A 12,985-nucleotide genomic window follows, 5' to 3' on the forward strand; every position below is an offset into this window, starting at 1 on the left:
ATGTTCTTAACTATAGGTGCCATCTACGAGAAGAAAGGTTACAACGATCTTGGTGCGGGGGGTAAAACTACTTCATCACTCTCTTAATCTAGTAAAAATGAGCATAGTCATTAAGACAACCACACACTCCGAATTCAGGGCCCCACATAAGATGTTGTGTCAAGACCGAAGGGGGTGATGTGAAATGGTGAAAACTCTTTTAGATTATAATGCTACTGTCGTCACACCAATTACAGGAGGGATTTCTACATTGATTCCAATCTCTCCTGCGGGCGTGCAGATTGCAGGAGTAGCGGTGTTTATTGATCCCGCAAATCCTGCCCATTTCCCGAACAAGGTGGAATTGAAAGCTACCATTGGTATCGATGTTCCCAATCTCGGTGATTTCCCGAATATTCTGATCTCATTTGGCGTGCAGGTGTTGAAATTTTCTATGCGCTGGCAGAATATGAAGAAGACTTTAACGATGATGGGATCATCAGCCTGCATATGGTGGATATCAATGTTCCTGCCGGAACACAAAATTATCAGCTGATTGTTGAAAATCAGGATAATAACTCGACTGCATTTGTTGTCGGTCCTGTTGTTTTTAGCGCGATGGCGATCGGCGGCTAATGGAATCCTCAATTTTCTAAATCATATTATACGCTAACCTATCAGCAATGATTAGTAAGTTTACAGTTCAGGGCAAAAAGCTTCCTCATGTGGGAAGCTTTTTGTGCTGAAGCGATACGCTTGTCAAACTTGCTTAGATTTAACACTTTTGAACTCTACTGCCTTTTCTGTGCCTTCCAGTGTTTGAATAGCCTGTGTGAGCTGATGAAGCGAAGCATCCAGTTTATCCAGCTTCTCCCCTACCGTTTCCAGTACATAACGAATCAGAATAAAGCAGAGTGTGACCGGAAAGCCCACATTAGTAATCAAGCTGACAACATCTGCAATTTCCATGAATCTCCCCTCCCTTCCTAAACCGACGTTTTAATTGAAGGGAAACTTCGGGCTTTGTTTTACAACCGATTCCATTAAATTGGAAAACGTGTATAATATATAGGAACATATGTTCCTTTTTCGGTTGTTATTTCCCTCTTAAAAGTACCCTATATACATAAACGTTAAATAGTAGAAAGGGGAGTGTTGGTGTGCAGCAGAGTGAATATAACCGCTATAAAACCGAAATATACCGTATTGGCTGGAGGCTGCAATATCGGGCAAAGAAGATCAAGCGGCAAGAGAACAGCTACGATGACAAGCTTGCCGTCCCTTCATTCACAGAATCTTCAGATAACAAAATCGCTGCGGAACAGCTAATCAGCATGCTGTCCCCATACGAGCGATCCATTTTGCAAAAAATCTATTTGGAAGGCTTGACGGAAGCTGAAGTCGCTCGCCAGCTCAACATCAGTCAACAGGGGGTGCACAAATGGAAAAGGAAGCTGATTCAGCGCCTATCCCAGATCGCGAATTTTTAAATTTGCTGAACGAGGTCAGAAACAAAGACCCCGAAGCCACGCTTCAACTGATTGAGCTGTACAAGCCGGTCATTCTCCGGCTAAGTCAATTTATACATTTGCCGGCGGAAGATGTGACCTCCGAAATTATTGTAGAGTTTCTGGAATTAATTCATAGCGAAAAGCAAGTTTAATACGCTTGGAATACGTTTACTAGATTATTCAACTGCACCATGCTCCTCACGAGCAGATTGCTGCAAAGGAAAGCCGTATTACGATTCATTTGGATCCATTCAGACCTAAAGTTGCGTTCTCCGTCATGTTACGAGGAACGCAGCTTTATTTTTGTTCTGTATTATCCTAACTCACCTCCCGAAACAATGGATAGTTATTAAAGACTCTAAACATAATAAAGAGGATTCTAATAAGGAGGGAATATAAAAATGTCAGAAAAAAGGTTATCGGTTGCAGCCTTAGGTGGCGTTCATGAAATTGGTAAAAACATGTATTTCCTGCAATACGCCGATGACATTCTTGTTATCGATTGCGGCTCTAAATTCCCGGATGAGAGTCTGCTTGGCATTGACCTTATTATTCCAGATGTAACTTATTTATTGAATAATGTTGACAAGTTAAGAGCACTGATTGTGACTCATGGGCATGAGGACCACATCGGAGGGATTCCCTACCTGCTCAAACAATTAAATATCCCCATCTATGCCTCCCGTCTGACACTGGGGTTAATTGAGAACAAGCTTAAGGAACATCGTCTGCTCCGCCAGACCAGCCTGCATTGCATTGATGCCGAGTCGAGCCTCACCTTTGGTTCCATAACGACAACCTTTTTTAGTACCAACCACAGCATTCCTGATTGTCTCGGGGTCGTCTTTGATACTCCTGAAGGAACGGTTGTCCATACGGGCGACTTCAAGTTCGATATGACGCCTGTCAATAAACAATATCCGGACATACATAAAATGGCCGACATCGGTAAAAACGGTGTTAAAATTCTGCTCTCCGAGAGTACGAATGCCGAACGCCCTGGATTCACGCCGTCTGAGCAGCTTGTAGGCGCCCATATGGAAGAAGCTTTTCAAAAAGCGGACCGCAGAATATTTGTCTCCACCTTCGCCTCCAATGTGCACCGACTGCAGCAAATTGTAGATGCTTCTATCCTTACCGGACGTAAGCTCACCTTACTTGGCCGGAGTATGGTTAATGTGGTCTCCGTATCCCAGGAACTGGGTTATTTGAACATCCCGGACGGGATGCTGGTAGAACCTGCGGAAGCTGCGAAGCTTCCTCCAGAACAGATAGCAGTCCTTTGCACAGGCAGTCAAGGGGAACCCTTGGCAGCATTGTCCCGTTTGGCCAACTCCAGCCATAGGCTGATGGAAATCGGAGCCGGGGATACTGTTCTTCTCGCTGCCAATCCGATCCCGGGCAATGAACGTAATGTATCCAGGATTGTTGATAATCTGTATATGCTCGGCGCAAGGGTCATCTACGGATCAAAGAGTGAGCTTCATGTATCCGGGCATGGCAGCCAGGAGGAATTAAAGCTGATGCTTACCCTAATGAAACCTGAATACTTTATTCCGATTCATGGAGAATACCGCATGCTTCATCATCATAGCCTCTTGGCAGAAGCAGTCGGAGTTAAGGAGGACAACATATTTATCTTGAAAAACGGTGAGGTCGTTGAATCGCTGGAAGGGGTTGTCCGTCAATCGGGACGGGTTTCCGCCGGGCAAATATTTGTGGATGGCCTGGGAGTCGGCGACATCGGCAATGTGGTCTTGCGGGACCGCCGTCAATTGTCTGCGGATGGTGTGTTAATCACTGTCATTACCCTTAGCCAAACGGATGGCCGGATGCTGAGCGCCCCTGACACGATATCCCGTGGCTTCATTTATGTACGGAATTCAGACAATCTGATGGAAGAGATCAATCAGTTTATCGCAGCAACCCTGGAGAAAATGAGCAAAGGGGATCTGGGCCAATGGAATATTATGAAGCAGACGCTCAAAGATGCCTTGAGCAAATATCTGTATGACAAAACAAAACGCCGTCCGATGATTCTTCCGATCATTATTGAAGTGTAATTGTGATTAAACATTCATGTGAAATCTTCAATAGTTTGGTGTGTTTATGGGTATGCTACAGCTGTTCAATTTTAAATGTAAAGGAGCTTGTTTATGACAGGAATTTTAGGTGGCAACCCCAAAGACGAGCCGATGCATTATGGAGAGATCTTTAGCGTGTGGCAAGCCTCGATGGTAGCGAAAGGGGCTCTCTCCTGTTACCGGGCCTATACGTATCATGCCGGTGATAATGATCTAAAAAAAGTAATATCGGCATTAATTGATCAAGCCGAGCTGGAAATCAGCGAGTGCGATTCGCTGCTGGCTGATAACGGTATTGCTTCAGCACCGGTAATGCCTAGTAGGCCCGAAGCCAAGCTTGAGGATATTCCTGTAGGTGCTCGATTCACAGATCCGGAGATTGCTGCCATAATTGCTGCTGATAACGCAGCCGGCTTGGTTGCCTGCAGTCAGGTTATGGGACAATCCATCAGAGAAGATATCGGTGCTTTATTCGCCAAATATCACCTTACCAAAGCAGCCATAGGCCTTAAAATTCTGCATCTGAACAAGAAAAAGGGCTGGTTGATTCCTCCGCCGCTTCAAGTAAAAAGACCAGAACCCGTTAAGGCTTAACCTGGGAATTAAAGTAATATCTCTGTACACATCAGGATGTAAAGAAGGCCCGCGGTTCAATGGCGGGCCTTCTTTTTGGTTGTCCTATAAACAACATTATAAGAATAAGCTAAATACAAAGGAGGAGGTCCTGATTAATGTATTTATAGGTTATATTTTTCTTGGTTTGTCACTTTCGGCTCCTATCGGCCCGATTAATGCCGCGCAGCTGGACAAGGGGATTCGGGGAGGCTTCTGGCACGCCTGGGTTGTCGGTCTAGGGGCGATCAGCGCAGATATCATTTATATGCTGCTGGTTTATTTTGGCGTTATCCATTTGCTTGAGGCTCCTTTTGTGAAAGCCTTCCTATGGTTATTCGGTTTCTTTGTTCTGGTCTATACTGGTGTGGAGAGCATCAAAAATGCAGGCGTAATCTCTGCAGCCGAGATGAGAGGAAGCGAAACTTCCCTTTCAAAGTCCTACCTGTCCGGGTTTCTGATGTCTTTATTTAATCCGCTCTCCATTCTGTTCTGGCTCGGGATTTACGGGTCCATCCTTGCTAAGGCAGCCAATGAATATCCAATGCAACAGTTATTAATATATAGTGGAGCTATCGTAACCGGGATTCTTCTTTGGGATGTATCCATGGCCGCAGCCTCCAGCATCTTTCGCAGAGTGATGACCTCACGGGTCTTAAAGGGGATTTCTGTCTTGTCCGGCCTGTCGCTGGTTGGTTTTGGTGTTTATTTTGGTGTACAGGCTGTTCAGCTGCTGTTCTTCCACTAAAGCCTGCTTTTCCGCAGCCTGATGCCTGTAATGCGAAACTTAGGACTGCTGCCTCGCATGGCTTCGTGTTCATTTGATAGTTTATCTTCATGAACGTTGGTGCCAGCGGAACTGGCTGCTTGTTTCTTCTGAACCCGCTGAACGATCCAATCACTGAGCGCGATCAGCGAGATAATCAGCAGACTGAGGTAGAACCCCGGACGGCTGAGTGCATGAAACAGAGTGCCCGCTACCGCTGCCCCGATCAGCAGCAACCCGATCCAGCGTTTTACCCCGCTTAACTTGCTTGGCTGTAGCAGCCTGCCTGACGACAACAGGATAAAAGCCCAATTATACAGGATCATTAGCCCCGCAGCTGTCGTGATATATTCATACACCTTCCCCGGCAACCACAGCGCCATCACGATGGCACCAACTAAACCGGCAGCAATCAGACACAAGGCAAATAACGGATACTTATCCTTCCATTTCTTTGCAAATAGCCGGGGAGCATCCCCTTCCTGCGCAAGTGTAATCATCATCGAAGTTATCGCATAAAGCGAGGCAGTCATTGTGGAGAAACCGGCAATAATCAACACCCCGTTAAACAGATGAGGCACAAAAGCAAGATGATCACTGCTGAGCGCCAGCACAAAGGGACTTTCCTTCGGATTAAAGGCGCTTAAGGGAACCATCGTTACGGCAAGCCCAATAGACAGGACGTATACTGTAGTCAATGCCAGCAGCATTACCTTACCTGCTTTCGGTGCCTCTTCGGGTTTTTGGAGCCGGTTGGACATAATGCCGAGCACCTCAATGCCGCCATAGGCATAGAAAGCAAAAATAAAGGCCGAACCTAAGCCTATCCCCCCGGCAGGAAACAATGCAGAATAACTTAGCGGGAGTTTAGGGGCATACTTCCCACCCCCTATCCAGCCTGCCAGAAGAGCAGCCGCAATCACCAGGAACATCAAAATCGCCGCTATCTTGATGACAGCCAGCACATTTTCCACCCGGTCAAAACCCTTATTGCCAAAGAAAACAATGCACAGACTCACGACGCCAAACCCGGCTGCAAAAATCCACATCGGTGCGGCCGGAAACCAGAAGCGTGAGAAAATGGACAAGGCCGTCAGCTGGCTTCCCATAATCAGCAGCTCCGAGAACCAGTATACCCAGCCGCTGCCAAACCCGGCCCAGTTTCCGAATGCTTTCTTGGCATAGGATCGAAAAGAGCCCTGCTCCGGGTGTTCTGCCGTCATTTGAGACAAGGCATCAAAGACTACATAGGTTCCAACAGCTGCAAGGATGTAGGCAAGCAGCACCGCTGGCCCGCCGATGGAGATCGCTAGACCCGAGCCCAAAAAATACCCTGTACCAATGGTGCCCGCAACTCCCAGCAAACTCAGCTGCCACCATTTCAGTTTTTTGTCTTCTTTGGTATTACTGGAAGCTTGGTTCATGAATTTTGTCCTCATCACTGTTGGGAATTAGAGAGTTCTCTCCATCTTCTAGATTTCCCTATGTGCTGAATTTCATGAACTCCATTTTTTATTCCGCTCAGCCCTTTGGCGGGAACGGAGATTTTACCATTCTTTATAAAGCTCAGTAGAATCAAGGTAGATGGTCCACACAAAAAGCCGCCTCTCCCGAGGCGGCTCCTGCTTCTTGCTCATACACCCTTGATTTCACCCGTCACATTCACTGCTCATACTTATCCTTGTTTCACTGTGCAATCTGCTCGCGAATGTTCGCGAGGATTTTCTTCTCCAGCCTCGACACCTGGACCTGCGAGATGCCAAGGCGGCTGGCGACTTCGGATTGCGTCTGGTCGCGGTAGTAGCGCAGATAAACGATCAGGCGCTCGCGTTCGGTCAAGGCCCCAATGGCCTCGTTCAGCGCAAGCTTGTCGAACCAGCGCTCCTGCGTTTCGTCGGCGATCTGGTCGATCAGGGTGATCGGGTCGCCGTCGTTCTCGAAGACGGTCTCGTGGATCGAGGTCGGCGGCTTGTTGGCCTCCTGGGCGAAGACGATTTCTTCAGGCGTCACGCCCAGCGCCTCCGCGACCTCGCCGATGGTCGGCAGGCGGTCCAATGTCTTGGACATTTCATCCTTCATCTTGCGTACCTTGTTCGCCATCTCCTTCAGTGAACGGCTGACCTTCAGGGTGCCGTCGTCGCGCAGGAAACGCTGGATCTCGCCAATGATCATCGGCACCGCGTAGGTGGAGAACTTGACCTCGTAGCTGAGGTCGAATTTATCTACGGACTTCAGCAGTCCGATACAGCCAATCTGGAACAAATCATCAGGCTCATACCCGCGGTTCATAAACCGCTGCACCACCGACCAGACGAGGCGGATATTGCAGCTTACAAGCGTGTCGCGGGCCAGATTATCTCCAGCCTGACTGAGCGCGATAAGACGTTTGACCTCCGCATCGTCCAAATAGGTCGGCGGAGCTTTTTTTGACTCTGCATCCATGGCTCCAACCCCTAATTGTATAAAGCTTTTTTCGAGACGATGGTTTTCTTCATTGCGATGGAAGTACCGCGCCCCGGTTCACTTGTAACTTCGAACTCGTCCATGAAATTCTCCATAATCGTAAAACCCATACCCGACCGCTCCAGCTCCGGCTTGGAGGTGTACAACGGCTGCTGCGCCAGCTCCAAATCCTCAATCCCGCGTCCCTGATCCTCTATGGTCAGACGCACGGTTTCGTTCTCAATCGATGCGGAGATGCTGACAATCCCTTCTGGGTCACTGTCATATCCGTGAATAATGCAGTTTGTCACTGCCTCTGAAACGACCGTCTTCAGATCATTCAGCTCTTCCATTGTGGGATCGAGCCGGGAGACAAAAGCTGCCACCACTACACGCGCGAACGATTCGTTCTCCGACAGGGCAGCAAACTGCACACTCATGAAGTTACCAGCTTCACTCTTTGTCATAACGCAACCTCCAAATCCGAGAGTGCAGCGCTCTCGTCGTCATATAGGGACATGATTTTGAACAGGCCCGACATTTCCAGCAGCCGCTTCACAGGTGCGGTAGCATCACAGACTGCCATTTTGCCGCCTTTGCTGCGAATCAGCTTGTACCTCCCGAGAATGACTCCTAAGCCCGAGCTGTCCATAAACTGCAGGTCCTTCAGGCTGAGGATCATATGCTCGACCTGGCCGCGCATAATCGCTTCATCCATTTCCATACGTACATAATCGGCTGCGTGATGGTCCAGCTCTCCAAATAAACGGACAATCAGCACACCCCGGTGATGCTCCATCTCCACATGAGAATTCATGCCTGCCACTCTCCTCTTCGTTGCTTTCAAAACCGCCCTGAAACTAAATGTTTTCCCCTTCAAGGACAAGGTTTTCTACATGGCAATTGAGGATTCCTGCCCCACGACAAAACTAGAAGAAAACCCCTATGAATCTACAGGAGACTCATGTGCAATCTACAAAATACAAGAAATTAATCAATCGTGAACAGCGAACCCGTCGTCCGCTTGAACAGCTTCCACCAGCCCGCCTTCGCCACATCTTCGCCTGCCTTGAGCTCGTATTCCTTAATTACATTCGTCCCTTGATATACAACCAACTTCCCTATGATCTGATCTGCAGCTACAGGAGCTTTGAGGTTTGCTGGCAGTACCAGCTCATGGCGGATGCCTTCCTGGGTGATGCCTTTCTTCAGCAGAACACTGTAGGTTTCCTCTGCGGTCAGCGGCAGCTCTGTTTTCACACCCTTCTCAATCTTTAGGGTACCGATAGCGTCGCCTTTTTTGTGAATGGTGTGCATTTTATATTGGGAAAAGAGATAATCGAACATCCCCGACACTTCGCTGTTGCGCGTTTTGGTGTTCGGTTCGCCCAGCACGACCGCTACAGCACGCAGTCCGTCTCTGGCCGCAGTCGCAGACAGGCAGAACTTGGCTTCGGAGGTATAACCCGTTTTCAATCCGTCGGCTCCTGTATAGAAACGGACCAGCTTGTTCGTATTGACCAGCCAGAACGGCTTGGCCGAATCCTTGCGCAGATAATCCTGGTAGGAGCCGGTATATTTGATGATCCGCTCATGCTTCAGCAGCTCCCGGCTGATTACGGCAATGTCATGCGCCGAAGAATAATGGTTCTGCGCCGGCAGACCGTTGCAGTTGGCGAAATGGGTGTCCTTCAGGCCCAGCGCTTCAGCTTTGCTGTTCATCAGATCCACAAATGCACTCTCCGAGCCGGCGATTTTCTCCGCCATTGCCACTGAAGCGTCATTGCCTGAGGCCATAGCGATGCCTTTGAGCATCTCGTCCACCGTCATTTCTTCACCGGGCTCCAGAAAAATCTGCGAACCGCCCATGGATGCCGCGTATTCACTGGTCCGTACCTTATCGGTCAATTGCAGTTTTCCTTCGTCAAGTGCCTCAACGGTGAGCAGCATAGTCATAATTTTCGTAATGCTTGCCGGAGGCAGCTTATCATGGCTGTTCTTCTCATAGATTACCGTGCCGGTGCCCGCATCCATCAGGATGGCGGAACGTGCACCCGGCGCAAGGTCAACAGCGGCGGCATTACTGCCGGTACCGGTACCTTTGGCTTTCTCCTCCGCATACGCCCCCGAGGACGCTCCCAGAACCGATACAGCAATACACAGCACTAACATAATATAACGCATTCTTCTCACAATGGTTCCCCTCCTGAACATTAACCTTCAATTCATAGGTACTGTGTTCCAGTTTGGTCAGAAAGGGTGAAAATTATTCCATTTATCCGCAAAACTGCTCTATAAAATAAAGGCCACCCACTCCCGGATGGCCTCGCTATCTCGCTCTATGCGGTTAATACAAGTGGCAGGAAACCTGGTGCCCTGATTCCAGCTCGCGCAGCACCGGTTCTTCGGTCCGGCATCTGTCCATTGCATGCGGACAGCGGGGATGGAAGGCACAGCCGCTTGGCGGAGTTTCCGGGTTCGGCACATCGCCGCTCAGGACAATCCGCTGCTTCTTCAGCGCCGGATTCGGCACCGGCACTGCGGACATCAGCGCTTGTGTATACGGATGGAGCGGCTTCGCGAATAACGCCTTTGTAGGCGCAAGCTCAACGATCCGCCCCAGGTACATGACGGCCACACGGTCGCTGATAAATTTCACGACCGACAGGTCATGGGAGATGAACATATAAGTCAGGCCAAACTGCTCCTGCAAATCCTGCATCAGATTCAGCACCTGGGCCTGGATCGATACATCCAATGCAGATACCGGCTCGTCGCAGACGATGAACTTGGGGTTCAGTGCCAGCGCCCGGGCGATTCCGATCCGCTGCCGCTGGCCTCCGGAGAATTCATGCGGAAAACGGTGCGCCTGATAAGGGGAGAGTCCGACAACCTCCATCAAGTGTTCGACCCGGCTCTTCAGTTCATTTCCTGCTGCCTGTTCATGCGTGCGCATGGGCTCCTCCAGGATGCACTGCACGGTCCAACGCGGATCCAGCGAAGCATACGGGTCCTGAAACACCATCTGCATATCGGTGCGGAAGCGGCGCAGCTGCTCGGTACCCAGGCTGCGCACATCCGTGCCGTTGAAGAGGATCTCGCCCTCACTTGGTTCGATCAGGCGCAGGATAGCCCGCCCTGTAGTGGACTTGCCGCAGCCGGACTCTCCCACTACGGCTAGGGTCTCTCCTTGTTCTACCGATAACGTAATGCCGTCAACGGCTTTCACGGCACCTACTTGCTTGGAGAAGAACCCTTTGCGGATCGGATAATGTTTCTTAAGATTGCGGACTTCCAGAATTGTACTCATGATATTTCCTCCTGCTGCAGCAGACATCGGCAAGTGTGTCCCGGCTGAATCTCAAGCAGCTCCGGGCGTTCTTCCCAACAGCGCTGAACCACCATCGGGCAACGGGGAGCGAACCGGCAGCCGGGCGGCAGGTTGGCCGGGTTCGGCACCTGCCCCGGAATCGAGCTCAGACGGTCATTGTCTCCCGCGAGCTGAGGCAGCGATGCCAGCAGCCCTTGGGTATACGGATGCAGCGGATTGTTATAGAGCGTCGCCACATCTGTTTCTTCCACAATCTGTCCTGCATACATAATGACTACTCTGTCGCACATCTCTGCAACCACCCCAAGATCATGGGTAATCATCAGAATGGACATGCCCTCGTTCTTCTGCAAATCGCGCATAAGATCGAGAATCTGGGCCTGGATCGTGACGTCCAGTGCCGTGGTCGGCTCATCTGCAATCAGCAGCTGAGGGTTACAGACCATCGCCATGGCGATCATCACGCGCTGGCGCATGCCGCCGGAGAGCTGGTGGGCATACTGTTCGGCAATTTTCTCCGGACGGGGAATGCCGACCTTTCGCAGCATCTCAACCGCACGCTCATTCGCTTCCTTCTTGCCCAGCTTCAGGTGAAAGCGGGCAGACTCGGAAATCTGCCGCCCGATCTTGAATACCGGATTGAGTGAGGTCATCGGCTCCTGAAAAATCATCGCAATCCGGTTGCCCCGGATATTGCGCACTTCCTTCGCCGGCATTTCCAGCATATTCTTGCCTTCAAAACGGATTTGCCCGGCGGCGATCCGGCTGATCCGCTTGGGCAGGAGCTGCATAATCGACAGCGAGGTTATGCTTTTGCCGCAGCCGGATTCACCGACAATGCCCAGCGTCTCGCCTTTGCGCACTGACAGACTGATGCCGTCCACAGCGCGGACTGTGCCCGCAGCGCTTACGAATTCGGTGCATAATCCCGATACTTCCAGCAGTTCTGTCATCCTTTCCCCTCCGTTACGTTTATCTTTGCGTGTCTTCCTCCACACCCAGGTATTTAAGCGCAGTCAAGGCATAAACCTTGGCGCATTGAATGATCTGCCAGACTGGTGCTTTTTCATTGAAATTATGAATGGTGGACAGCTCGGCCGGGCCGTATTGCAGCACCGGAATGTTATGAGTGCGGAAATGGCGCGCATCACTGGATGCCCATTGAAGCACACCGTAAGCCTCTTCTCCGCTCACTTCGCAAATGCTCTCTACGAGATCGCTGACGACCGGCTCCTCCGGGGAGGTCCAATTCGCATTCCCCTGAAAGCCGAAGCCCTTGACCTCGGACTCGATTCCCGCCTCAAGCAGTAAGGAACGGGCGCGGTCAAGCACATCGCGGTAATCGACGCCGAACGGCACCCGCGAATCTACCTGAATAGTGCAGCGGTCGGCAACCACGTTGACCTTCGTACCGCCCTGAATGGTTCCGATATTCACGGTAACATGGTCGAACACCTGGTAGGCGACCGTACCGTACTCTTCACGCTGCTTCACATAATCCTGGGAGATGCGGATAATTTCTTTGACCTCCTCCGGAATATCCGGCTTGATATCCCATAGGCGCTGCAAGGCATCAATGCCTTTGGCCGCTTTGACGATTGCACTTTCACCAACCACCGGAGACAGACTGCCGTGTCCCGGTGTGCCTTCTACTGTGAATTCAAACCAGCAGCTCCCCTTCTGGCCGATCGTCGGATTCAGCGGTCCGGAGGGCTCCGCGATAACTGCTGCAGTCCCGGTAATTAGTCCGCGCTCCAGCACCCAGGGCACGCCCAGGTGCCCGCCCGTTTCTTCATCCGGCACGATAAGCAGCGAGAGATCGCCTTTGAGCGGCACGCCCAGCTTCGACAGCAGGGCCACGGCATAGATCAGTCCGGCAAGCCCCGCCTTCATATCGGAAGCGCCTCTGCCAAGCATGTATCCGTCGACAATATCCCCGCAGAAGGGATCAAAATCCCAGCGGGACAGATCACCAGCCGGAACCACATCGGTATGTCCGCAGAAAATCAACTTTTTATCGGTAGGATTTTCAGCTGCTGTTGTCAATGTGGAAACGAGATTCAGCATCTTTTCAGTAGCCGGATAAATGCTCGTGCTCACTCCAGCCTGCTTCAGATAATCGATAATAAAAGCGCTGATCTCACGCGAATCACCCGGGGGATTCTCCGATGGATAACGGATCAACTGCGAGCACAGCTCCAGCAGCTGATCCTGCCCTTCATCAATTGCATTCAGCACCTTGCTTATCCAGTCTGTCATT

General features: G+C 50.5%; 15 protein-coding genes. 6 read left to right on the forward strand and 9 right to left on the reverse strand.

Annotation, left to right across the window (positions count from 1 at the left end; translation table 11 throughout):
• The first annotated feature begins 184 nt into the window (after positions 1-184).
• Complete coding sequence (locus tag NSS79_RS23055) at positions 185-535, forward strand: hypothetical protein (protein ID WP_342436297.1); 351 nt, start codon at positions 185-187, stop codon at positions 533-535.
• Between the two features lie 203 nt (positions 536-738).
• Here NSS79_RS23055 and NSS79_RS23060 read toward each other — a convergent pair whose 3' ends face one another.
• Positions 739-948 carry a hypothetical protein gene (locus NSS79_RS23060; protein WP_038594676.1) on the reverse strand — a complete coding sequence of 70 codons (210 nt, stop codon included), beginning with the start codon at positions 946-948 and terminating at the stop codon, positions 739-741.
• Positions 949-1,139: 191 nt separating this feature from the next.
• Between NSS79_RS23060 and NSS79_RS23065 the strand changes: the two genes are divergently transcribed.
• From NSS79_RS23065 to NSS79_RS23085, 5 genes are all read left to right on the forward strand, one after another.
• Positions 1,140-1,469 (forward strand): sigma factor-like helix-turn-helix DNA-binding protein, encoded by a 330-nt coding sequence (locus NSS79_RS23065; RefSeq protein ID WP_038594678.1) that lies wholly within the window; start codon positions 1,140-1,142, stop codon positions 1,467-1,469.
• Positions 1,421-1,642, forward strand: coding sequence for a hypothetical protein (locus NSS79_RS23070; protein WP_076108951.1), 222 nt, complete (start codon positions 1,421-1,423; stop codon positions 1,640-1,642). The genes NSS79_RS23065 and NSS79_RS23070 overlap by 49 nt, the downstream gene beginning before the upstream one ends.
• 249 nt (positions 1,643-1,891) lie before the next feature.
• Positions 1,892-3,553, forward strand: a complete 1,662-nt coding sequence (locus NSS79_RS23075; protein ID WP_342436298.1) for a ribonuclease J — start codon at positions 1,892-1,894, stop codon at positions 3,551-3,553.
• Between the two features lie 93 nt (positions 3,554-3,646).
• Positions 3,647-4,168, forward strand: coding sequence for a DUF3231 family protein (locus NSS79_RS23080; RefSeq protein ID WP_342436299.1), 522 nt, complete (start codon positions 3,647-3,649; stop codon positions 4,166-4,168).
• Between the two features lie 133 nt (positions 4,169-4,301).
• Entirely contained in the window at positions 4,302-4,934 is a 633-nt protein-coding gene (locus NSS79_RS23085; RefSeq protein ID WP_342440424.1) for a LysE family translocator, read from the forward strand.
• On the opposite strand, the gene NSS79_RS23090 is transcribed toward NSS79_RS23085, so the two are convergent.
• The 8 genes from NSS79_RS23090 to NSS79_RS23125 all read right to left on the reverse strand — a co-directional run bounded on the left by NSS79_RS23090 (position 4,931) and on the right by NSS79_RS23125 (position 12,984).
• Complete coding sequence (locus tag NSS79_RS23090) at positions 4,931-6,376, reverse strand: amino acid permease (protein ID WP_342436300.1); 1,446 nt, start codon at positions 6,374-6,376, stop codon at positions 4,931-4,933. The two genes, NSS79_RS23085 and NSS79_RS23090, sit on opposite strands and share 4 nt — an antisense overlap.
• Positions 6,377-6,638: 262 nt before the next feature.
• The gene (gene sigF, locus NSS79_RS23095; protein ID WP_038594702.1) at positions 6,639-7,394 is read right to left on the reverse strand and encodes an RNA polymerase sporulation sigma factor SigF; all 756 of its coding nucleotides are present in this window, start codon (positions 7,392-7,394) and stop codon (positions 6,639-6,641) included.
• An 11-nt stretch (positions 7,395-7,405) separates the two neighbouring features.
• Positions 7,406-7,861, reverse strand: coding sequence for an anti-sigma F factor (gene spoIIAB, locus NSS79_RS23100; protein ID WP_038594704.1), 456 nt, complete (start codon positions 7,859-7,861; stop codon positions 7,406-7,408).
• A complete protein-coding gene (gene spoIIAA / locus NSS79_RS23105; protein ID WP_038594706.1) occupies positions 7,858-8,211 on the reverse strand; it encodes an anti-sigma F factor antagonist in 354 nt (117 codons plus the stop codon). Before spoIIAA ends, spoIIAB begins: the two co-directional genes overlap by 4 nt.
• A 173-nt stretch (positions 8,212-8,384) precedes the next feature.
• Positions 8,385-9,578: a D-alanyl-D-alanine carboxypeptidase family protein gene (locus NSS79_RS23110; RefSeq protein WP_052092635.1), complete on the reverse strand. Its 1,194-nt coding sequence runs from the start codon at positions 9,576-9,578 to the stop codon at positions 8,385-8,387.
• Positions 9,579-9,741: 163 nt separating this feature from the next.
• Positions 9,742-10,704 (reverse strand): dipeptide ABC transporter ATP-binding protein, encoded by a 963-nt coding sequence (locus NSS79_RS23115; protein ID WP_342436301.1) that lies wholly within the window; start codon positions 10,702-10,704, stop codon positions 9,742-9,744.
• The gene (locus tag NSS79_RS23120; RefSeq protein ID WP_342436302.1) at positions 10,701-11,678 is read right to left on the reverse strand and encodes an ABC transporter ATP-binding protein; all 978 of its coding nucleotides are present in this window, start codon (positions 11,676-11,678) and stop codon (positions 10,701-10,703) included. The genes NSS79_RS23115 and NSS79_RS23120 overlap by 4 nt, the downstream gene beginning before the upstream one ends.
• A gap of 19 nt (positions 11,679-11,697) precedes the next feature.
• On the reverse strand, positions 11,698-12,984 hold the full coding sequence (locus NSS79_RS23125) for an ArgE/DapE family deacylase (protein ID WP_342436303.1): 1,287 nt from the start codon (positions 12,982-12,984) through the stop codon (positions 11,698-11,700).
• Between the last annotated feature and the right edge of the window lies 1 nt (position 12,985).

Source organism: Paenibacillus sp. FSL L8-0436 (assembly GCF_038593025.1).
In the GTDB taxonomy this organism is placed as follows: Bacteria; Bacillota; Bacilli; order Paenibacillales; family Paenibacillaceae; genus Paenibacillus_AQ.